The 22,529-nt window shown below is 53.9% G+C and carries 21 protein-coding genes and 1 tRNA gene; 10 read left to right on the forward strand and 12 right to left on the reverse strand.

Going from position 1 to position 22,529, the window contains the following annotated elements; translation table 11 throughout:
- Positions 1-171: 171 nt before the first annotated feature.
- From COO92_RS09235 to COO92_RS09250, 4 genes are all read left to right on the forward strand, one after another.
- Complete coding sequence (locus tag COO92_RS09235; protein ID WP_240626385.1) at positions 172-1,095, forward strand: alpha/beta hydrolase; 924 nt, start codon at positions 172-174, stop codon at positions 1,093-1,095.
- A 145-nt stretch (positions 1,096-1,240) separates the two neighbouring features.
- Entirely contained in the window at positions 1,241-2,977 is a 1,737-nt protein-coding gene (locus tag COO92_RS09240) for an adenylate/guanylate cyclase domain-containing protein (protein ID WP_101301547.1), read from the forward strand.
- Positions 2,978-3,139: 162 nt separating this feature from the next.
- Positions 3,140-3,216: transfer RNA gene (locus tag COO92_RS09245), tRNA-Arg, on the forward strand.
- A gap of 104 nt (positions 3,217-3,320) precedes the next feature.
- Complete coding sequence (locus COO92_RS09250; protein ID WP_101301549.1) at positions 3,321-3,968, forward strand: 5'-methylthioadenosine/S-adenosylhomocysteine nucleosidase; 648 nt, start codon at positions 3,321-3,323, stop codon at positions 3,966-3,968.
- A gap of 26 nt (positions 3,969-3,994) precedes the next feature.
- Here COO92_RS09250 and COO92_RS09255 read toward each other — a convergent pair whose 3' ends face one another.
- The 5 genes from COO92_RS09255 to COO92_RS09275 all read right to left on the reverse strand — a co-directional run bounded on the left by COO92_RS09255 (position 3,995) and on the right by COO92_RS09275 (position 9,479).
- Entirely contained in the window at positions 3,995-5,662 is a 1,668-nt protein-coding gene (locus tag COO92_RS09255) for a thiamine pyrophosphate-binding protein (protein WP_101301551.1), read from the reverse strand.
- A 239-nt stretch (positions 5,663-5,901) separates the two neighbouring features.
- Positions 5,902-6,450, reverse strand: coding sequence for a polysaccharide biosynthesis/export family protein (locus COO92_RS09260; protein ID WP_101301553.1), 549 nt, complete (start codon positions 6,448-6,450; stop codon positions 5,902-5,904).
- 1 nt (position 6,451) lies between these two features.
- Complete coding sequence (locus COO92_RS09265) at positions 6,452-7,675, reverse strand: outer membrane beta-barrel protein (protein ID WP_101301555.1); 1,224 nt, start codon at positions 7,673-7,675, stop codon at positions 6,452-6,454.
- Complete coding sequence (locus COO92_RS09270) at positions 7,675-8,313, reverse strand: sugar transferase (protein ID WP_338063611.1); 639 nt, start codon at positions 8,311-8,313, stop codon at positions 7,675-7,677. Before COO92_RS09270 ends, COO92_RS09265 begins: the two co-directional genes overlap by 1 nt.
- Positions 8,314-8,507: 194 nt before the next feature.
- Entirely contained in the window at positions 8,508-9,479 is a 972-nt protein-coding gene (locus COO92_RS09275; protein ID WP_101301558.1) for a DNA-binding response regulator, read from the reverse strand.
- A 166-nt stretch (positions 9,480-9,645) separates the two neighbouring features.
- On the opposite strand from COO92_RS09275, the gene COO92_RS09280 reads away from it, so the two are divergent.
- From COO92_RS09280 to COO92_RS09290, 3 genes are all read left to right on the forward strand, one after another.
- A complete protein-coding gene (locus tag COO92_RS09280) occupies positions 9,646-10,821 on the forward strand; it encodes an EAL domain-containing response regulator (protein WP_165792309.1) in 1,176 nt (391 codons plus the stop codon).
- A gap of 81 nt (positions 10,822-10,902) precedes the next feature.
- The gene (locus tag COO92_RS09285; protein ID WP_101301562.1) at positions 10,903-11,385 is read left to right on the forward strand and encodes a putative pterin-binding protein; all 483 of its coding nucleotides are present in this window, start codon (positions 10,903-10,905) and stop codon (positions 11,383-11,385) included.
- Positions 11,372-12,889, forward strand: a complete 1,518-nt coding sequence (locus COO92_RS09290; RefSeq protein ID WP_101301564.1) for a sensor histidine kinase — start codon at positions 11,372-11,374, stop codon at positions 12,887-12,889. The genes COO92_RS09285 and COO92_RS09290 overlap by 14 nt, the downstream gene beginning before the upstream one ends.
- A 15-nt stretch (positions 12,890-12,904) precedes the next feature.
- Here the strand turns inward: COO92_RS09290 and COO92_RS09295 are convergent, their stop codons facing one another.
- The 3 genes from COO92_RS09295 to COO92_RS09305 form a co-directional block, all read right to left on the reverse strand.
- Positions 12,905-14,134, reverse strand: coding sequence for a response regulator (locus COO92_RS09295; RefSeq protein WP_101301566.1), 1,230 nt, complete (start codon positions 14,132-14,134; stop codon positions 12,905-12,907).
- 178 nt (positions 14,135-14,312) lie between these two features.
- Positions 14,313-14,783, reverse strand: a complete 471-nt coding sequence (locus COO92_RS09300; RefSeq protein WP_101301568.1) for a DoxX family protein — start codon at positions 14,781-14,783, stop codon at positions 14,313-14,315.
- A 37-nt stretch (positions 14,784-14,820) separates the two neighbouring features.
- On the reverse strand, positions 14,821-15,522 hold the full coding sequence (locus COO92_RS09305; protein WP_101301570.1) for a pirin family protein: 702 nt from the start codon (positions 15,520-15,522) through the stop codon (positions 14,821-14,823).
- Between the two features lie 137 nt (positions 15,523-15,659).
- Here COO92_RS09305 and COO92_RS09310 point away from each other — a divergent pair, with 137 nt between their 5' ends.
- Together COO92_RS09310 and COO92_RS09315 are read left to right on the forward strand one after the other, a co-directional pair.
- Positions 15,660-16,571, forward strand: a complete 912-nt coding sequence (locus COO92_RS09310; protein WP_101301572.1) for a LysR family transcriptional regulator — start codon at positions 15,660-15,662, stop codon at positions 16,569-16,571.
- Between the two features lie 100 nt (positions 16,572-16,671).
- Positions 16,672-17,472 (forward strand): sirohydrochlorin chelatase, encoded by an 801-nt coding sequence (locus COO92_RS09315; RefSeq protein ID WP_101301574.1) that lies wholly within the window; start codon positions 16,672-16,674, stop codon positions 17,470-17,472.
- Between the two features lie 29 nt (positions 17,473-17,501).
- On the opposite strand, the gene COO92_RS09320 is transcribed toward COO92_RS09315, so the two are convergent.
- Positions 17,502-18,434, reverse strand: coding sequence for a LysR family transcriptional regulator (locus COO92_RS09320; RefSeq protein WP_101301575.1), 933 nt, complete (start codon positions 18,432-18,434; stop codon positions 17,502-17,504).
- Positions 18,435-18,526: 92 nt separating this feature from the next.
- The gene (locus COO92_RS22060; RefSeq protein WP_165792310.1) at positions 18,527-18,703 is read right to left on the reverse strand and encodes a hypothetical protein; all 177 of its coding nucleotides are present in this window, start codon (positions 18,701-18,703) and stop codon (positions 18,527-18,529) included.
- Positions 18,704-19,018: 315 nt separating this feature from the next.
- Between COO92_RS22060 and COO92_RS09330 the strand changes: the two genes are divergently transcribed.
- A complete protein-coding gene (locus COO92_RS09330) occupies positions 19,019-19,468 on the forward strand; it encodes a PaaI family thioesterase (RefSeq protein ID WP_101301579.1) in 450 nt (149 codons plus the stop codon).
- Between the two features lie 77 nt (positions 19,469-19,545).
- On the opposite strand, the gene COO92_RS09335 is transcribed toward COO92_RS09330, so the two are convergent.
- Together COO92_RS09335 and COO92_RS09340 are read right to left on the reverse strand one after the other, a co-directional pair.
- Positions 19,546-21,123 carry an aldehyde dehydrogenase (NADP(+)) gene (locus tag COO92_RS09335; protein WP_101301581.1) on the reverse strand — a complete coding sequence of 526 codons (1,578 nt, stop codon included), beginning with the start codon at positions 21,121-21,123 and terminating at the stop codon, positions 19,546-19,548.
- A 584-nt stretch (positions 21,124-21,707) separates the two neighbouring features.
- Positions 21,708-22,439: a GntR family transcriptional regulator gene (locus COO92_RS09340; protein ID WP_101301583.1), complete on the reverse strand. Its 732-nt coding sequence runs from the start codon at positions 22,437-22,439 to the stop codon at positions 21,708-21,710.
- Positions 22,440-22,529: the final 90 nt, after the last annotated feature.

The raw sequence follows: 22,529 nt of genomic DNA on the forward strand, positions 1-22,529 counted from the left end.
AAGAACCCCGCAATTTGTTGCGGGGTTCTTGTTTTTGGCTTTAACATGAATGTCTTGTCTGAAACCTTTTCCTTCGGAGTTTCTGTGTTCGTCACTCAATTATTCCGTCGGGTCTTCCGAAGGATTTCGGTTCGCTTTCTAGCATATTTGATGGTGCCGGGGGTGGTGCTGATGCTGTCAGCCTGCGCACCTTCTGTGCATTCCGCCGGGCCGCCAATTGCGCAAATTGCATTAACCCCCGACAGCTTTCAGACAAGTGATGGAACCCGGCTTGCCCTGCAGTCATGGGGCGCACTTGATCACCCGTCTGCGGTGATCCTTGGCCTGCATGGCATGGGCGATTATGCCAATGCGTTTATGGAACTTGGCGACGCACTTGGACCGACCGGCATTGCTGTTTACGCGTATGATCAGCGCGGGTTTGGGCGCAGCCCGACGCGCCCGTTCTGGGCCGGAACACGCAGCATGGTTGATGATGCCAGCGACATGCTGATTTTGTTGCGTGCACGTTACCCCAATGTTCCGATTTATCTTTTGGGCAATTCCATGGGCGGGGCTGTGGCGATTGTCACCGCAGCGACCCGGCCGTCATTGATGGATGGGGTCGTGCTGGCCGCCCCGGCGGTTTGGGACCGTAACACCATGCCGTGGTATCAAACCTTGCCGCTGAGTATGATGTCCTATGGTCTGCCGTGGTTGCCGCTTACAGGTCAGGGGCTTGATATTTGGCCGTCCGATAATATTGAAATGCTGCGTCGTTTGTCACGCGACCCACAGATGATGTCTGCGGTGCGGGTGGATATGATTGCCGGGGTGGCCGATTTAATGGATTTGGCGCACGCGCGGGCGGCGGACATTACAGTTCCGACCCTGTTATTGTCGGGTCAGCAGGATCAGGTCATTCCGCCCGATGCCATTGATGCGATTGATCGTGACCTTCGGGCGCAAAATTTACCACGCTATTCCAGATGTTTGTATGCGTCGGGCTATCACATGGTGTTGCGTGACCTCAATGGGCCGGTCGTGATTGGCGATATTGGTCGCTGGATCACATCATTGGGGACGGCAGAAAATTATTCCTGCACACAATCATGATTGCTTTTTGACCAAGGAAAGCCGATCAGGTAGCCTTTTTAATCATTTGCGCGGTGTCGGTTGGGTTGTTTAACGCTCTTTCAATCCCGATATGGCAGCAATAAACGCGCTTTGTGCAGCGATTTTTCGGAGGATCAGGACCGCCATGCTACGGACCGTTCGGGCGAAGTTCCTGGGTGTTGCGGCCTTTTTTGTCGTGTGGCTGGTTGTGGCCACCGGATTCTCTGTCATTCAATCGCTTGGCATCAATGGCGACCTCGAAGCGGTGTCGCGCTATGTCACGCCGGTCAAGGATGCGATTTCGGATGTGCGCGCGCGTCAGCTTGAACAGATTTCGCTGATTGACCGCTATATGCGGGTGGTCGAAAACGATGGCCCGCACGCGCCGCTTTTGAACGGTCTTGAGATCGAAATCAACGCCAAGCAAACCCAGATCGAACAGGCATTTCGCAAGGCATTCACCTTTGCCGCCCTTGGCCGGGCACAGGCATCGGGGCATTTCGATAACGGCGTTCTGCTTGATCTTGATGTCCGCATGCGTGAGTTCGCTGATGTCTCGGCGCAATTTTCCCTTGGCGTTGAACGGTTGCTTAGCCGGGTCAGGGATGATGATTTGATGGATGCCCAGCGTCAGGAAAATCTGGTGCGCGGCCTGCATCGCAATATCGTGCTTGATCTGCGCAATGAGATTTTATTGCTGGAAAAATATGCCGCCGATACGGTCGAAAACGTCTCGTCACGCGAAGATTTCCTGATACAGGCCGAGTTTATCATGATGCTGGCCGCCGTGGTGATTGGCGTGTCGCTGGCCTATTACATGGCCCATGCGGTGGTCATTGCCGTGCGTCAGGTTACCAATGCGCTTAATGCGGTGCAGTCGGGCAAACTTGACGCCAGCCTTGATTTCAAGGGCAAGGGCGATTTTGCCCGTCTGGCCGATGCGTTTAACCGCATGACCCGCGAATTACGTGTGCGGTTCCGCATGCGGGAACGGTTTGGCAAATATGTCGATCCGAAAATCGTCAATAACCTGATCAGTCAGGAAACCGCGCTTGAAACCTCTGAAAAGCGGGTGATGACGGTCAGTGTTGTCAATCTGACCGGGTTTGACTGGCTGGCCGAACATACCGCCCCCGAAAAGCTGGTGGATTTCCTTAATGATTATCTGACCGCCATGACCGAACCGATTTCCGGACACAGCGGGATTATCGACAATTTCGTCGGCGACCGGGTGATCGGGTTCTGGGGCCCACCGTTTTGTGGTGAAGGTGCCCATGCCGGTCATGCCTGTCAGGCGGCACTCGAACAGGTCGCACGCTTTAACGCGCTTAAAACCAAATATGCTGATCTAATTGGTGATCACGGGCTTGATATCCGTGTCGGAATTGCGACCGGCGAAGTGGTTGTCGGCTCGATTGGGACGGATAAATCACGGGCCTATACGGTGGTTGGCGATTGCGTGAACTATGCCAACCGTCTGGAAAAAGCCAACCGGGTTTATGGCACGCGCATTCTGGCATCCCATGAAACCGCCAATATGGCGACGGGTGACATCGAAATGCGCGACCTTGACCATGTGGTGCTGCTGGGCACGGAAAAAGTGGTCTATCTGTATGAAGTGCTTGCAGCCGGTGGACAGCTTTCAGATGAACGCCAGGAATGGCGCAAGAAATATGAAGCCGCGATGGCCCATTACCGCGATGGCCGTTTTGAGGATGCCCGTCCGCTTTATGAATCCGTGATCGAATTTGACGACAGCGATTTTGCCGCCCAGCTGATGATGAACCGGATGGAACGTCTGGAACGCCGCGAACAGGACCGTGAATGGAACGGCACATGGGTGGTGCGTGACCCTTATGAACGCCGCGATGTCGAAAGCTGATTGCACGATGGCGGTGGCAAGAATTGCTTAACCCAAAGGCCGCTATGCTCGGCACCGGATTTGGTGAACAGCAACCCGCAAAAATCCTTGCCCGCCGGGGATAAAACCTGTATCACCCAAACCGCTCGGGCCACTTGATCCAGACATGGCCCCACATATTGCGCACCCGTAGCTCAGCTGGATAGAGCGCTGCCCTCCGAAGGCAGAGGCCACAGGTTCGAATCCTGTCGGGTGCGCCAATTTCCAAGAAAATCTAAGAACCGATGCTCCTTTTGGGGCTGCTATTTCGTGTGTCTGGGGCTAATCTGCACGTCCTTACAAGTTTATGGACAGGGTTAGTTTGATGCGCGGATATCTTCATGATTTTGCAGGCCACAATGTGCTGTTTTCGATGGCGGCACCGGCGGAATATGGGGATTTTCTCAAACAGCGCTTTACACCCTTGATGATCGGGGTGGGGCCGGTTGAGGCGGCGATTAATCTGTCGGTGGCGTTGGCGGAGCTGGAAAATGCCAAAGACCTGCCTGACCTTGTCGTGACGCTGGGATCGGCCGGGTCGCGGACGTTGGAGCAGGCCGAGGTTTATCAGGCGATTTCCGTATCCTACCGCGATATGGATGCATCCGTGCTGGGGTTTGAAAAGGGCTGCACGCCGTTTGTCGATTTCCCGGCCGAGATCATGTTGCCTCATCGTATTCCCGGTATTCCCGAAGCCCGTTTGTCGACCGGGGCCAATGTGGTGTCGGGGGCGGCTTATGACGCGATTGATGCCGATATGGTCGATATGGAAAGTTTCGCCATTTTGCGGGCCTGTCAGAAGTTTGACGTGCCGCTGATCGGGCTTCGCGGGATTTCCGATGGCAAGGAAGAGCTTTCCAAGCTGTCGGACTGGACGGCATATTTACATGTGATCGATGAAAAGCTGAGCCGTGCTGTCGATCTGCTTAAGGCCGGATTGGAAAGTGGTGAGATCAGCCTTTTGAAAGGCTGATCTGCCTTATTGCCTTTTCGAAATGATCAACTGCCGGTGCGGATTTGATCAAGGGTTTTGATTGGCGTTAGGGCCTGTGGGTCAACCTGAATTTCAAGGATTGCGGGTTTGCCGGATGCGACCGCACGGTCAAAGGCCGGGCCGAAATCCTCGGTTCGTGTCACGGTTTCCCCATATCCGCCAAAGGCAACCGCATAGGCGGCAAAATCCGGGTTATGCAATTCAGTCCCCGACACACGGCCGGGATAATTGCGTTCCTGATGCATGCGGATGGTGCCAAACATGCCGTTATTGACCACAAGTGTGATGATATTGGCACCATATTGCACAGCCGTTGCAAATTCCTGCCCATGCATCAAAAAGCACCCGTCCCCGGCAAGACAGACCACCGGCCGGTCCGGATGGGCCAACTTGGCCGAGACCGATGCCGGCAGGCCGTAGCCCATCGATCCTGATGTCGGGGCCAGTTCGGTGCGGTATTTACCATAGCGGAAGAAACGATGCAGGAAGGCGGCATAATTGCCCGCCCCGTTGGTGACAATCGCGTCTTCGGGCAGCTTTTCGCGCAACGTCGCCACCACATGTGCCATTTTAACATCACCGGGCGTTTCCACCGGGGTTGAGAAGGCAAGATAAGACGCATGGGCGGCTTCGATCTGGGCGTCACGCGCACTGCCATCGACAGGTTCCATCATGGCAATGGCGCGGATAAACGATCGTTGCGATGCATTGATCGCGATATCAGGGCGATAGACGCGGCCCAATTCATCTGGTCCGGCATATACATGGATCAGTTTTTGGCGCGGGCAGGGAATTTCAAGCAGGCTATAGCCGCTACTCGTCATTTCACCCATGCGCGATCCGACCAGAATCACAAGGTCACTGTCGTGGATGAACGCGGCCAGTTTGGGGTTAATCCCGATGCCAACATCACCGATAAAGTGACTGTGGGTGTTGGGGATATAGTCCTGACAGCGGAAACTGGTGGCAATCGCAACATTGTTTCGAAGTGCAAACGATTTAAGGTTTTCCGTGGTTTCGCGGGTCCATCCGCCACCCCCGACAATCATCACCGGCTGCTTTGCCGAGTTGAGAGCATTGTGGAACCGCGCGACGTCTTCAGGGGCTGTTTTGGCTTCAATCGGGACATATGGTTTGGCGTCCGCAACCTCGGCCTCGGACGACAGCATGTCTTCGGGCAGGGCCAGTACCACCGGGCCGGGGCGACCCGATGTGGCGATGTGATAGGCGTGGCTAAGATATTCCGGGATGCGGTTGATGTCATCAATCTGCCCGACCCACTTTGCCAGCGGTTCAAACATCTTGCGGTAATCGACTTCCTGAAATGCTTCACGGTCGACCATGTCGCGTCCGATCTGCCCGACAAGCAGGATCATCGGTGTGCTGTCCTGATGGGCGACATGCACACCCGCCGACGCATTGGTCGCACCGGGGCCACGGGTGACCATGCAAATGCCGGGCTTTCCGGTCAGTTTGCCATGCGCCTCGGCCATGATGGCGGCCCCGCCTTCCTGACGGCAAATGATCGGATCAATGTCGGGATGATCAACAAGACCATCGAGAACCGCCAGATAACTTTCGCCGGGCACCAGAAAGACGCGTTCCGCCCCATGCAGGGCCAGTTGATCAACCAGAATACGTCCGCCGTGGCGCATTTGCGTTTTCGCCGACATGTGTGAAGAACTCCGTATGGTGGGGCTATTGCCTTAATGGGTTTTGCTTGTTGTTGGCGCGGTGGATGCGCAACGGCGATTTCATCACGGATCAGGGGCAAAGGTAAAGATATCAGGATCGAAAACACCGGGAAAATTCAACGCGCTGTCGAAGGTTTCCAAAGACGGGAGCTTTTGGCGCTAAATCCACAGCAGGATGTATCGTAAAGATGTTGGTTCGAAGTGTTTTGGTCTTGAGCCTAAAAATATCGTTCAGCAATCCGAACGATGTCGCCGGGCATGACGATGGTGGCCAGAGTTGCGGTTATGGCAATGCGGTCAGTGTCATTTCCGCGCAGGATTTCGACGTCATCTTCATCACCGCGATAGGTCATGCCGCCGCCAAGTGCAATGGCATTGAGCACATTCATCCCCGGCACATAGTCATAGGAGCCGGGTTTATTGACCTCGCCGACGATAAAGAACGGCCGAAAGGCAATGATTTCAACCGCGATGTCGGGCTGGCGTAAATAGCCGTCCTGATAGGCATCATGGACTTTCTGTCGGGTTTGGTCGGTCGTCAGGTTGCGAACATCGACCGACCCGATCAACGCCATATTGATCCGTCCGTTGGCATCGACGGTGAACTCACCCGATAGGTCTGCTTCACCAAACACCGTCACACGGACCGTATCCCCCGAATTGATGTGATAAATGGTTTGGGCATGTGCTGCCGGGATTGCGCTGCCCGAGAGCACGGTTAAGAAAGCCAGAACCATCATCAAAAGGGCGTTTGGGTGTTTAAGCATTCTACATCTCCAGCTTGAGGCTGAATTGCGTTTGAAAACGGCGATAGTCATGACCCGAACTGGTCGAGTTTCGCATGTCATGGGCAATCCCGGCATCAAACCGGGTAAAACGGTTGAGCTGATATGTCATGCCCAACCCGACGCCCGTCGTGCGGTCATGGCGCGTGGTTTGTCGGAACGCTTCGTCGGTATAATGTGCGTCTGCTGTGATCGAAAGAAAGCGGCGCAATTCATGTGAAACGGTTGCGCCAAAGTCAAAGGCCAGAATACCACTTGCCCCGGGCAGGGTTGTTTCGCGGACTTGACGCGCGGCTTTGACACCGATGCCAGTCAGCCGTGTGACAGCCCAATTCACATTGGCGCGCAGCGTATAGTCGGCAATATTGCCAAATGCTGGATCGGCGTAACTTTGGGTCATCCAGCCTGCGGCAACGTCGGCTGTGATCAGATTGGTCAGATCAAATCGCAGTCCCCCCAGCATCTGAAACCCGGCAGAATCACGTACCCGGCCGTCATCATCGGGGGTCCGGTCATATTGGCGTTGATTGAGGTTAAACTCGCCATAGGCCTCACGCCCCAGATCAAGGGGCATCAACACCCGGATGGTTTCACGGGTTTCAACCCGGTTGCGATCATCATTGGCAATGCGATTGCCATTTTGGTCGGTGGCATCATCAAAATCCAGACGGCGCAAGGCCAGTTCGGTCTGATAATGCAGATACTGGGTGATGTGTTGCGCGTTAAGGCTTGCCCGTACATCGTTAAAGACAACCGGTTTGGTTGCGCCAGTGGGGACATCATTTCCCCCGCGGGCATCATGGGCGCGGTGCCATTCAAATGTGCCGTCAAGAACGGTATTGGGGCCGATATCAAGCGCGATGCCGCTACGGACATCGGCATCCTGATAATTGTCGTCGTCAGAATCGGCATAAAACCCAAGTTCCGCACCGGCCCCCATGTAAAGTTTCAGGTAACGCCATTCAGATTGCAGGCGTAAACGCGGTGCGATTTCGGTGATGACATCTGACGTCGGAGCGTCGTCTGTCAGATAGATGTTGTCATCAAACCGTTCGCGGACAGAAACATCGGGCGATATTACAAACCGACCCATTCGTATGCCGGTGTCCTCAGATGGCGTGTTGGTTTGCGTGTGTCCCGATGTCTGGACAAGTGAAAGGGCTAAAACCGGCGCAAATACCGTAATTATCAAACGCCCGGCCGCCATCAGGTCACATCCCTGGTCTGAAGAAGCCTTGGGCGCTTTGTCGATGCGGTTAATGGCAGCAAAACCGTGCCGATCAGAATAGCCAGATCAAAGAGAAAATGCTGCTTTGAAATATAGGCAAGATCATGGGCCACACGTTCGGCCAGATGGTGCTGGCATGTGACGGGACCCCGCCAGCCCCGGATTTGCGCCCAGCCGGTCAAGCCCGGCTTTACTGCAAGACGGTCTTCGTATTCGGGCAGTATGGATGCAAAAAGAATATGGTCGGAAATTGTATGGGGTCTTGGACCCACCAGCGACATGTCCCCGCGCAAGATATTGAAAAGTTGCGGCAGTTCGTCAAGCCCACTGCATCTCAGCAACGACAGGATCGATTTTGACCCGTGATCAGGTAAGAAATCTTGCGATTGGTGAGGGCGCGCGCGCAGGGTCCGGAATTTGAAGATGGTAAAAATCTTCCCGTTCTGTCCGACGCGTTTCTGGGTAAAAATCGGCTGTCTAAAGCCGCAACTCCGGATCAGACCATAGACACACAGCATGAGTGGCGCACAGGCAACAACGGCGAGGCTTGCCAGCAATAGATCGCAACACCGTTTGAGGTATGGGTGCGGTGAACACACCGGCTTTGGCCGCCGCACGGATAATCGCGGGCATATGACACAGGACCGCGATGGATTTGTTTTGACGACAGCCAACCCCTTGATGCCCTCACATTTCCCTAATGCAGCATAGCAGCATGTTAAACTCAGGGTAGTGCAAAAATGATGTATTTCAACATGATATGTTGCGGGTCTTTGGTCTTGTCAGAAAATATCTTCGCCGTTATCCGTGTTCAGGATCGCAAAGACGGGATGGTGGATAGAACCGCTTTCATGAGTTGTGGCTGCCGGTTGACCCCGATCTTCGAGAAGATGGTTTTAAGATACGTCCGCGCAGAACTGTGCGAAATGCCAACCAGTTCGGCCGCCTGATCAAGCGAAAGTCCTTCTGCGAGTTTTTGGGTTAATTTTGCTTCTGAACGGGTCAGGCCAAACAGGTCCATCAGATCATCAATGGCCGGCGGGCATTGCTGTTGCGGGTCAACCAGAATGACCATAAAGCTTGCCAACCCATCGGACCTCTTGTCCATCCGGCGAACAAAAAGCGATAGCTTTTCCTCGTCATGTTCCAACGAAAAACTTTGTTGACGGCGCGGCGCAAGGTTGGTGGGAGGATGTAAAAAATGATCGAGCCCATCGGGCATCGGCGTGAAAACCAGATTGTTTTGCGTGCCGATCCGCACCAGCGATGATGTGCGCATCACCTCGGCGGCCTGGGCATTCATGTGCGATATCGTCTGTGTTTCATCAATGGCCACCACACCCAGTTGAAACAGGTCAAGAAATGCGGTGGGCAGGGACTCTTCGCTTTGCTCATCACGGCGTTTGAGTTCATCTGCAATTCCGCCCAAGATCGTCTGAAGGTTGGTGGGTTTGGGATAAAACCGGTACACGCCAAGTTCATTGACCGCCATCAATGCCGATTGCAAATCGGCATAGCCGGTCAGCATGACAATAATCAGATCATCACGTGTTTTGCGCAGGTGCGTTGCCAGTTCCAGCCCGGTCATGCCCGGCATGTGGATATCAATGACCGCGGCGACGATATTGGGCTGTGTCGTGATGGCATCCTGTGCGGAAAAAGGATCGCCAAAAAACACGCCATCCCATTCGGGCATCAGACGGCCAAAGTTGCGCCGATGCGATGACAAAAGGTTTTCGTCATCATCGACAAAGGCAATTCGGACCGGCGTTTTGGCAACCATCAGAAAGTGCCCTCCACAAATGGGGATATTGGACAAGCTACTCTGACACTATTCTTGGCAGCATCAAAGCATTGGCACTGATATCTGCCGATATCAAATGCCGTATCCGAGAAACAAACTGAATTTTTTGAGACGTCTGGAGTTTCCATTTATGGAAGTGGTTGGTTTGACACGTCCTGTCATTTTGATGGTTGATGATGATGAAAAGCTGCTGGCTGCGGTGCGCCGCACCCTGTCGGGCAGTTTTGATTTCGTCACTCATACAGATCCAGAAGCCGCCTTTGAATGGCTTGTGAACAACCGCGCCCAGATCGATCTGATTATTGCCGATCTCGTGATGCCGACCCTTGACGGGATTGGGTTTCTAAAAAAGGCGGCCCGCACAGCACCGACTGTCCCACGTATTTTGCTGTCGGGGAACGTTTCAAACATCTCGCTGCGCGAGGCCATCAATCAGGCCATGGTGACCCGTGTTTTGGCCAAGCCGGTGTCGGTTGCCGTTCTTAAGGATGCGATTGAGCGGGTCATTCAAACCAAATGCCCGGCGCCAAAGCCCGCGACTGCGACGGGAATTTCGCCAGCAATGGTCAGTGCGGCGATTGATCGTGCTGATTTCCGCACGGTTTTACAGCCCCGTTTCCGGGCAAGCGACCTTGCGCTATGTGGCAGCGAGCTCCTGTGCCGTATGCCATCGCTTGAGAAAGAATTTGGCATCGACGAGATTTTCGAGGCCTGCTGGGATCATCCGGTGATCGATCGTCTGACCAGCCAGTTGATGGCACTGATGATTGATCAAGCGCCGCGGTATCGCGCGCTGATGGAAGATGCGGCCAGCGTTGCGGTCAATGTTTCGGCCTATTCGCTTAGAAATCCCAAGTTTCTTGAGCTGCTCATCCGGTTTTATGAAAAAATGCGCATGCGCGGGGTTGGTGTGACTTTTGAAGTACCTGAACGTCAAATTCAGCCAGATGACCATGATTTGCTTGCAAGTGCTTGTCGCCTGCGCGAACGCGGTATTGCCTTGTTGATTGATGATTTTGGTTCGGGGAACAATTCGCTAGAATTGCTGCGTCATGAAGTCTTTGCTGGCATCAAGCTGGATCGGGATCTGATTGGCGGCATCATGACCGATTTTCTCGATGATGCCTTTGTTGAATGGATTGCGCGGGTTTGTTCCAAGCTGGGTCTGTCGATTTCGGGCAAGGGTATTGAAAATCGTCAACTTGTCGAAAAGTTACAGATCTACGGGATTACGGAACTACAGGGTTTCTATCTTGGCGGGCCGGTCTCACTTGAAGAATGGGAAGCCGCGGTTGCGGTGCCGTTGAGTGCCTCTGGTTGATGGTTAAAGTATCAAAACGATATCCGGGCCATTGCGAAAGGACGTTCGGCTCAGACTTAAAACATGTATGGGAGTAGGGTTATGAAGATGAAATGCTGGGTGAAACTGCTTGTAATGTTTGTTGCGGTGACCGGCCTGTATGCAACGCCGGCAAAGGCTGGCAGCAGTGTGACACTGGCCAAGACAGACGGTACATCGGTAACGATTTCCATGGAAAAGCTGATGGAAATGCCGGTAACTGAATTTTATACCTCGACGCCATGGACCAGCGGGATTCAAAAATTCCGCGGTGTGGATTTTAAACTGCTGCTTGATACCGCGGGCATTGATGCAGATACAGTTCGGGTTTCAGCACTTAATGATTACAGTGTCATGGTGCCCGCCAATGTTTTGCGGACCGATGGGGCGATCCTTGCCTATCATATGAATGATGCTGAGATGTCGGTCCGTGAAAAAGGTCCGTTCTGGGTTGTCTTCCCCTATGACAAGGATGTTCGGTTCCAGACCGATGCATATTGGGCCTATTCCGTCTGGCAGGTGAAAGCGATTGATGGCCAAAACTAAATCATTCTTTGCCAAGATTTCGGGACGGACGGTATTTGCCGTCCTGGTCTTGTTTCTGATCCTGTACGCGGTTCTGTCGACATCAATCGTCCATAAACTCGAAGATGAACGGTTTACTTATCGTGAAAACTTCGTCTGGGCGGTGTTTCAGGTCCAGCGACAGTATCTTGTCCTGCAACGCGATATTCAGGCCGCATTGGCAGCACCCGAGGTGACCGACGAAGCCGTCGAAAACATCATGCTCGGCTATGAGCTTTTGGTCAGCCGTGTCTTTTTGTTGCGCGACGGGGATGGTTTTACCGTGCTGTTTTCCGTACCCGAAGTCACCGACCTGATCGCAACACTCGAAAAGCAGATCGTGGTGATTGATGATGAAATCGTCGTGATGAGCGAACCGCATGAACTGATTACCGAACTGGCCCGGTTGCTCGAACCTTTGGGTGATCCGCTTCAGCAGGCGGTGGTGCGGACCACCAATTTTGTCTCGGTCTATAACACCAATAATATTTCCGGGGTGAAGAACGATATCGAGACATTGTCTTATCTGTTCTTCTTTGGCGTGTTTGCCATGGGGCTTTTGGGGTTATTTATGATCCGCCAGCGCCAGCGCGCCTTTGCGGCGGATATCGCCGCACAGAAAGCCCGTCAGGAACAGCAAGTCATCGAAGAAGCCGCCGATTACGCCAAAATGCATGCGCTTGGGACGCTGGCGGGGGGCGTTGCCCATGAAATCAATACACCGGCGCAATATATCCAGAACAATCTTGAATTCCTGTCTGACAGCTTTGCTGATTTGATGGGCGCGATCAAACGCGACAATCCGGCAGACGACGCGCGGCTTGATCTTGATAAGGGCAAGATTGATTTTCTGACCGCAGAAGTCCCGATGGCGATTGATGAAAGCATTCAGGGTCTTGACCGCATTGCTGAAATTGTCCGGGGCATTCGCAAATTTGCCCATCCCGCGACCGATATTGTCGAACGGATTTCAATCACCGAAGAAATCGATACGGCCATCACATTGACGCGCAATGAGGTTAAACACATCGCCGATCTTGAAGTCGGTATGCAAACCGATGTCACCGAAATCAATGGACGTCGCAACCATCTGTCTCAGGCCTTGATCAACCTTATTGTCAATGCGTCGCAGGCGATTAAGGAAACTGGTCAGCGCCGTGGCCGAATTGATCTTGTGGTCAAATCCGATGACAGAAATGTCTATATCCATGTGCGCGACAATGGTGGGGGGGTTCCCGACACAGTGCGCGACCGGATTTTCGATTATTTCTTTACCACAAAGGAACGCGGTGTTGGTACCGGGCAGGGGCTTCCGATTTGTCGCAAGCTTCTTCAGGATGATTTTAACGGCGATTTGACCCTGTCAGACGATTATCACGGCGGGGCAGAATTCGTGATCCGATTGCCAAAACCCGATCAGGATGACGCGGTCAGCCGCCAGACCGACCACGAAGGGCCAAGTGATCTGGGCCTGCTGTTGCGTTAAACACGCCGCCAAAGCTTACCGGGCTGCGATCCGTTCTTGGGGCAGATGGCGTTCAAGGCACATCTGTTCCCACTGCGGCCAAATGGTTTCGGCCTGGCATTTATGAATAAATCCGGTCGCTAGGTCATACTTCATGGCCCGGCCCGCACCATCTGTCCCGATTTTGCGGGCGAAATGCTGGGCGGCATAAACCATCAGAAGACTTTCCGAATGATGGGTTGGGGCTGATTCCGGGCGGTGATGAAACGCAATGTTTTCCACAATTTCGTGGCGGAATCCCCAAAGCGCGCACAGGCATGCCGATACGGCAGGATGGGCAATCCCGATTTCTGCGATCTCGGCTGAGACGATGTCACAGGTATCGCGGTCCGCAGTTTCGCGGCTTGATGCGTAAAGGTCAGGCCGTATGCGCGCAAAGATGTTTTCGCCAATATGACACAGCAAGGCCGCCGCCCGGACATAGTCAATAAATTCGGATGGATGGTTTTGTTGGCGTGCAATGTCGGCGGCGATTTGACCCAGAATCAGGGACCGATGAAGTTTGACATCAATTTGGTTAATCGCAAGCCCGTTGGGCGCGCCCATTTCGGCCCAGAGAATGCAAAGTGCCTTGGTGCTTTCAAAGCCCAGCATGTCGACCAGATCAATAAAATCGATGGACGCGTTTTGCGCAATAAGGCCTTCACGACGGGCCAGTTCACGGGCAAGGGCGGTTAAGCCCGGGTGATCATTGGCAAAGTCAGCCAGTTCCGTATGACTGTGTGGGCCGCGAAATTGCAAAATCAGATGGAGACGGTGAAAGACCGGCGGCCAGATTTGATCGTCGGGCATGCATTGCAGCAAATCGAGCAATTGCGGGTCACGCAGATAAGCCTGCAAAATCAGACCGCGTTCGACGGCATGAATGATATCGGTATCGGTGCACGGTTTGGCAAGAAAATGATGGGTGGCCGCGGTGCCATTTTGAATTGCGGCCTCATCAGCATAACCAGACAGCAGGATACGTGATGTTTGTGGAAATCGTTTTGCAACGATCCTAAGGAATTCGGCACCATCCATCACTGGCATGCGCATGTCGGAAATAACCACATCGGCGGGCTGCTGATCGAGTTTATCCAGCGCGTCTTTGGCGCTGCCACAGAACGCGATTGTCCAGTTTGGCCGTTTAGTTATCATTCGACGGCGAAGGCCGTTCAAAACGTTGGGATCATCATCGACAAAGATGATGGATATACGTTCGGTCATGGGTGTCTCCACGGGCCTTGTTGGGTGATGGCAGCAACCATATGGTCGCGTAGCCGATGACGTAATCTTCAACCTTTCCGCACGTTCTCAATACCCCCAAATGAGGATAAAAATAAAAACGGGCACCTTTTGCAGGCGCCCGTTTTGAGTAGATATGTTGGCTTTGGCGATCCGTGGATCAGAAGGCATAGCCAATTTTCTGATCGACCGAGAATTTGCCGCCGCCCCGGATCAGAACCGACAGAGCCAGCAAACCCCACATCAGTGGCATTTCAAAACCACCCTCGTTCCAGAAATAGCCAGTTGGCAAATGGGTGCTGACGGCAATCGCCATAAAGACCACAACGGCTGCGGCAACCGGTCGGGTCAACAGCCCCACTGTCAGCATCAAGCCACCGACAAATTCCAGAAGTCCGATCATCAGCGCAAAGGCAAAGCCCGGCACAAACCCCATGCTTTCAAGCCAACCGGCTGTTCCTTCAAGGCCATAGCCGCCAAAGGCACCAAACAGTTTCTGTGCGCCGTGCGGCACCATCAAAAGGCCGGTTGTCACACGAATGATGACAGGCGACAGGGGCTCAAGCACATTCCATAGCGGTTCAAGCGCCGGAATGATCGCACGCGGTTTGTTATGTGAAAACTCACTCATAACGTTCTCCAATATATCGCCTGTCCGGTGTTGCGGATCAGGGGACCATGTCAAAAACAAGGGCTTCGGCGTTTGTGGCGTCGGTGAAAACAAGTTCGTCTTCATCCTTGATCGCCACACCGTCACCAGCGTTCAGGCTTTCGCCATTTACGGTCAGACTGCCGCGTGCGACCTGCACCCAGGCAAGACGTCCTTTTGCAATCTTGTGGTTGGCACTTTCCCCGTCATTAAGATGCGCGACATACAGATCGACATCCTGATGAATGGTGATTGAGCCATCCCGTCCCGTGCGGGACCCGATCAACGATAGACCAGAACCGGTATCACCGCGTGTGATTTCCTTTTCCTCGTACCCCGGCTCAAGTCCGGCGGCTTCGGGGATGACCCAGATTTGCAGGAAATGCACCGGATCGGTTTTCGAGTGGTTATATTCCGAGTGACGAATGCCCGTTCCTGCGGTCATGCGTTGCAGACGCCCCGGACGGATAACAGAACCGGTGCCGATGCTGTCTTTATGTTCAAGCGCACCCTCGAGCACATAGGAAATGATTTCCATATCCTTGTGACCGTGGGTATCAAAACCAGCCCCGGCAATGACGCGGTCTTCGTTGATCACCCGAAGCGGCCCCCATCCCATGCGGTTGGGATCATAATAATGGCCAAACGAAAAGCTGTGGTTGGAATCCAACCAGCCAAACTGTGCGCGGCCACGTGTTTTGGCGTCTATTTTGGTCAGCATGTCTGCCTCCATGGGTTGATGTGGTGTTGGAAGCACAATACCCTTTTCACAAAATGAGACAATTCATGTAATAATGCCCACAGCGTTGCATATTATGCGACAATTGAGGGTGATGTGCGGGGGAATGAGGAGCAGCCATGGACAAACTGGTTAGTTTGCAAACATTCATTCGTGTGGTCGAAGACGGCAGCTTTGCCGCGGCCGCGCGCAAGATTGGTCAATCACGCTCACAGGTAAACCGCGCAGTGGCGGCCCTTGAAGATGATCTTGGCGTGCAGTTGTTAAACAGAACCACCCGTCAGGTTTCAGTCACCCCAAGTGGTCAGGCCTATTACCAGCGGGCCAAGGGGATCCTTGCCGATTTGGGGGAGGCCGAAGAATCCATTCGCGAAAGCCGTGAAACCCCGTCTGGTGACATTCGTATCAATGCGCCAATGTCGTTTGGCACTTTGCATCTTGGCCCGGCATTGGTCGATTTTGCTGGTCTGTATCCGGATATTCGGGTCGAGCTGGCGCTAAATGATCACTTTATCGATCCGGTCGCCGATGGTTTTGACATGACGGTCCGCATCAGCCGACCATCGGAAACACTGGCCCTGATTGATCACGAAATCATTCCGATCAAGCGGGTTTTATGTGCGTCGCCGGACTTTATTCACACCCATGGGGAGCCAGATGACATTCGGGCCCTGACCACATTGCCCTGCCTGCATTACGGCAATCTGCCATCCGGGGCGAGTTGGAAAATGACCGGGCCGGATGGGCCGGTTGCGGTTCAGGTTAATGGGGTGTTTTGTTGTAACAATGCCGAAGTCCTGCGTGATGCCGCATTGGCCGGGTTGGGGATTGCCGAAATTCCAACCTTTATTGCCGGGCCGGAATTGCAAACCGGGCGGCTGGTGACAATCTTGTGCGATTACACGCCGCCGGAACTGTTTTTATATTTGCTGTATCCGCCCAGTCGGCAACTGTCATCGCGTATCCGGTTGCTGGTTGATTTTATGCATGAACGGTTCGGCGGTCAGCCACGCTGGGATTTGGTGCAGTAATCAAATTGATCAAAAATACGCTCGGGCCAATCCAACCGGTTGCACACTGCGTATTGACTATTAGGTTATCATTGAAACGTTTAGTCACGGTTGGGTCAGCATGACACAATTTGAAATGCCAACATTGATGATGGTTGCACATGGCAACAGTGGCAATGGCGGTGATCCCGCCGGGCAACTGGCGGCAAAGGTCCGCGATCGTTGGGATGGGCGTGTCAGTTTCGGTTATATGCGCAGTCAACCGTCTGTTTCAGATCAGCTTGACCACTTAAAGCAGTTTGGTGATGCCGACCGATTGATCCTTTTCCCGCTGTTTTTCAGCGAAGGCTATCTGGTGTTTGAAGAACTGCCCAAGAACCTTGAGGACGCTGGCCTGAACGATGCGGTGATCCTGCCACCGGCGATCAATTTGCCGGGCTTTACCCAAATGGTTGCCGACCATGTGCAGGATGGCATCGCGCGGCGCGGTTGGCAGGCATCGGATACATCGGTGTTTCTTGTCCCGCATGGTTTGAAAACCCTGACCGAAGCCTTGCCGGAGACGTTGCGGTTTGCCGATGACCTGTCGCGGTTCTGCCCGTCGGCGGAAATTGTGGTGGGCAATATCGAAGGTCACCCATCTCTGGCTGATTGGCGCGATTTGGGATCGCGCAAAAATGCGTTGATTGTCCCGATGCTTGCGGGCGGGGGCATGCATGCGCGCGATGATTTACCACAGTTGATTTCTGCGCGTCCGGGTGAGGAAATCGAAATTCTTGCGCCAATCGGACAGTGGGACGAACTGCCAACCCTCGTCATTGCGGAAGCCAACCGTCATGTTGCCCGGTTTGGCAAATATGCTGTGCCACTTGGCCCGACCGGTTATGATTTGTGGTCAGAAAGAATGGCGCGTTCGGCCTAAAGGCTGTTGTTGGTGATGGGCCGGGGATTTTATCCCAGAACGGGTTTGAATTTGGTTTCTGCCGACTTTTTCAACAGATAATCGCGAAACGTCCGGGCTGAACTTGTCAGGTTTTCATCGCCTTCATGGGCGATCAGCAATTGACGTTTGGCCCAGTCATCAGCAATCGGCGCACCAGAAATGTTCATATGCCCGACATATCCGGCAACAGAACTTTTGCGTAAGAACCCGATGCCCAGTCCAGCGGCAATCATCTGACGCAGGGATCCAAACCGCACGACCTTGATGTGCGGGTGCATGTCGAGTTTCAATTTCGATGCTGCTTCGCTGATCAGATCATCAATCACCCCGCCTTCGTGTAACGAGATGATGTCGTATTTGGCGGCGTCAGAAAATTTGACCGGTTTTGGATTGGTATCGTCGCTGATCAGGGGGTGACCTTTGGGGGTGACGACCCAGATCGGATCATCACAAAACACATCATGCTTTAAATCCCCACGCGGGCTGTTATCGGCCAGAATGGCCAGATCAGCCCGTCCTTCGCGGACGGCCTCGGCACTTTCGCGCGATGTCAGTTCGCGAACATCAACGGTGATATCGGGAAAGTCGCGTTCGAAATCAGCCAGAAAATTTGGCAGGCCGGTCAAAATGGCCGATGTGACGGCGGCAAGATAGATTTTGCCTTTCTCGCCAACATTGAAATCGCGCAATTCATTGGAAAGATGATTGAGGTCGCCCAGAAGCTTCTCGCCGTAGCGGGCAAAAATCTCGCCTTCTTCGGTCGGTTCGACCCCGCGCGGCAGGCGGCGCAACAGTTTGACACCCAGCATGGCCTCAAGCTCGCCGATGCGGCGACTGACTGCCGACGTCGCGATATGTTCGCGCCGTGCTGCTTCATTAATGCTTCCGGCGCGCACAATGGCGACAAACAACCGGATGGTAACAATATCAAACTTTTGCATAGAACCGTTTTCGGTGGTTCAACCAAAAGCGTCAAGCGCTTTGAACGTGCGGTGATTTGCAGATCGTTGCACGGGGCGCTCGCGAGGGTGAATTAACCCTCGACCTTGCGCCACGCATTGTTCCAATCCGCGGTCAGTTCGGCGTGATTTTTGGCCTGCGAAGCCTTCATGATCACGGCAACCTGAAGTGCGCGGACAAAGCTGGTGAACCAGCCGGTACGGACTTCACGTTCGATGGTGGTGCTGTCTTTAAAAGCAATCGTCGTCATGATGTTTTCCTTTACGGCATACTGTTCGTCTGCGGTGATTTCAGAAATATCAAACACCGGGTCTGACGACTATTCTCCTTTCACCGCTATCCCGTTCTTGTTTGGAGAACGATAGGGTTAAGGCATTGAAATAAAGACGTTAAATAGATACTGCTGTGCAGCATGATTTAAGCTTCCAGCCATCTATAGGGTATTTTGGAGGTGGGATCGGTGGGGATGGCTGGCGGGCATTGGCATGCTTCACGGGCCGGGTAAACATCTGCTATAGCTTGGGGTCAGACCCTAGATAAAGTTTTCACCACAAAGGCCGCAACCATGACTGCAATTGACGACAATCTTGCCTATGAACAGTCCAGTGGCAGTGGCCTGCAAAACCATCTGGGATACCGCTTGGTGGAGTGGTCGGAAAACCATGCTGTGATTGAGCTCGACATCAAGGATTATCACCGCAACCGCGGGGGCATTCTGCATGGCGGGGTTTTGGCGACTTTGCTAGATACCGTATCGGGGTATGCGGTGTGTTACTGCCCGGTGCCGGGAAATGTCCGTAAATCGGTCACACTGACCCTGACTACCAATTTCATAGGGGCGGGCACGGATGGGATTGTGCGTGTAGTGGGTCGGAAACAGGGCGGCGGGCGCAAGATCGTCTTTACCGAAGCAACCGCCTATAGCGCCGACGGTGATGTGATCGGAACCGCCGCCGGGACTTTTAAATATCAGCGTGGCAGCGATGATCCCAACGGTATCCCGCGCGACGCCTGACAAAGGTATTTGCATTCCTCATACAAAAAGGCGCGACCCTATGGCCGCGCCTTTCATTTGTGTGACCATTGATGGTCTTAGCTTGGCATTTGCCATTTGCCATTGACCAGACGCGGAATGTTCAGCGGGTTGGCATCCTGAATGGCGGCTGGCAGCAGCGCATCCGGGAAGGCCTGATAGGAAACCGGACGGATAAAGCGTTTGATCGCCAGCGACCCGACCGAGGTCGAACGCGAGTCTGTGCTTGCCGGGTATGGCCCGCCATGCACCATGGAATGGCAAACCTCGACACCGGTTGGCCAACCGTTGATCAGGATACGACCGGCACATTTTTCCAATGCCGGGCGCAGTTTGCCTGCAACGTCTGAATCGCCATCAACCATGTGAACAGTTGCGGTCAACTGACCAATCAGGGTTGCTGACAGGGCAATCATTTCATCAACAGTGTCACATTCAACAATGATACCGGCCGGACCGAACATTTCCTCGGCCAGTTCCGGGTTGGCTTTCCAGTCAGCCGCCGTGGTGCGGAAGATCGCCGGGCTGCCTTCGAATTTGCCATCAGAATCACGGCGTTTCAGCGCACAGGTGACTTTGCCATGTTTGCTCATGGCGTCGGTGACATCGTGATAGGCACTTGAAACACGGTCGGTCAGCATGGCAGTTCCGCCAACCTGACCAAGCTCAGAGGCAGCCGTGTCAACAAAGGCATCAAGATCGGCACCCTTAACCGCGATCAGAAGACCCGGATTGGTACAGAACTGGCCAACACCCATGGTCAGTGACCCGACCCAGCCCTTGGCAATTTCGGTGGCCTTTTCGCCCATGGCTTTGGGCAGAAGGAAGACCGGGTTGTTTGAGCCAAGCTCGCCGTAGAACGGGATCGGTTCCGGGCGCGATACCGCGATATCAAACAGCGCACGACCGCCACCGGTCGACCCGGTAAAGCCCACGGCCTTGATCAGCGGATGGGCAACCAGTGCCTGACCAACTTTGCGTGTGCCGCCATGGATCAGGCTAAACACGCCTTTGGGCATGCCGGTTTTGGCAACGGCGGCTTCAATTGCCTTGGCAACGACTTCTGAGGTGCCGGGATGGGCAGCATGGCCCTTAAACACAACCGGGCAACCAGCAGCCAGGGCCGATGCGGTATCACCGCCAGCAGTCGAAAAGGCCAGCGGGAAGTTGGACGCGCCAAACACACCAATCGGACCCAGCGCCTTGTTCATCACACGCAGATCAGGTTTTGGCAGCGGCTGACGGTCTGGCTGTGCGGTTTCAATGCGGGCTTCGAACCATGAGCCTTCTTCGATCCAGTCAGCAAAGAAGCGCAACTGTCCAACGGTACGGCCGCGCTCGCCGGTCAGGCGTGCAGCAGGCAGAGCTGATTCAAGGGTGCCGATTTCGGTGATTTCGTCGCCGCGTGCATCAATCTCATCAGCAATCGCGCGCAGGAATTCTGCGCGTTTGGCTGGCAGCATGGCGGCGAATTCTTCGGCACAGGCTTGTGCGGCGGTAACAGCCTGATCAACCAGTTCTTCTGTGCCGTGCTGAAATTTGGTTGGCAGTTTGTTGCCGGTTGCCGGGCTGTCGGCCTGAAATACGTCCGGCCCATTGAGCCATTCACCGGCGATATAATGCTGTCCACTAAGCATGTAGGTCTCCTATGAGATGTAAGTCCTGTGACTTTGTATGTACCGCGCGATCCAGTTCAGACCGCGGCAGATGCCAGGCATCGCGGCAGTCCAAAGGGCGCAGTCTTGATAAACTCGGCGCAGCTTAGGTTCTCGGCCCCCGGATGTAAACATCATACAATATGATAATATTGCGGCGGGGCCGTATTTGATGGTTTTTCGGACAGTAACAGGCTCATTTATGCTGGTCGAATATTTTATACAATGCTTGCTGGCTATCGGTTTAGGGTGGTTTTGAGGTTGCGACCGGAACGCGCCAATTGTCAGATTTTCGATATCAGGTCTGCGCCCGATGTGGTGCACGCACCTTGTGGCGGGTGACTTGGTCATGGTGTCGGCATGATCGGCATGCTGTCTGCCGCGTAAAACTGTCTAAGGGTAAAGCTGCTTCTTACATTTAACGGTACAGGACATGATGTTGTTCCCCGCGATGACCGGAGATGACGGGGATCATCATTGCTTTGCCCATGTTGACGGACGCATCACAGTCACAGTTAAGGATGTTGGCGTAGGGAGTTGTCCGGTTTGGCTTGGCTTGATTGAGCTTAGCTGGCTTCGGATCTTGGTGTGCGGCCAAAGATGCTGGCAAAGTCGGTTTTGCCGGGTTTGGGGCGCTGAAGCTGCAACCGGTCGCGGATGGCATCAAGATGGCGGGACATTTCGGCGGCTGCCACATCGGGATCGCCACCGAGTAATGCATCAAGCAAGCGGTCATGTTCGCTGTGAGAGCAATCAACCGGCTGCGGGCTTTCATACATCGCAATGATCAATGAGCTTCGCAAAATCAGCCGCTCCAAAAATTCCTCGATCACCAGATTGCCGGTCAGACGGGCCAGAAGAAGATGGAACTCACCCGATAAAATGATGGCGGCGCGGTGATCGCCGTCATGGTGGGCCGCATGTTCGCGCGCCAGATGGCTTCTGATTTGATCGGCACGTTCCGGCGTCATGCTGGTGGCCACTTTGCGGGCAACACCGTCCTCAATCATGCGGCGCGCAGAAAACACCTCAATCGCTTCGTTGATGGTGGGTTCGGCAATAAAGGCGCCGCGATTGGGCACAAGATTGATCAGTTTGTCATGGGCAAGCTGCAGGAACGTCGCACGGATTCGCGCCCGACTGACGCCAAACGTCTTGGCCAGATCTTCCTCGACCAGTTTCATGCCCGGTTCCAGCCTGCGATCAAGAATCGCATCGAGCATTTCCTGATAGATCATTTCCTCCGGGCGGAGCTTCCCGCTGCCCTTGTAGGCGCCCGAATCTTCGGCCTTGGCCATCGTGACGATTCTTTCCGTTCGTTCATGTTTTTTAGGTGTGGGTTTATTTCTACAAAATTGTTGACGATTTTAACAATAAAAAATCCAAGA

This window comes from Thalassospira lohafexi, assembly GCF_002844275.1.
GTDB classification, from domain to species: domain Bacteria; phylum Pseudomonadota; class Alphaproteobacteria; order Rhodospirillales; family Thalassospiraceae; genus Thalassospira; species Thalassospira lohafexi.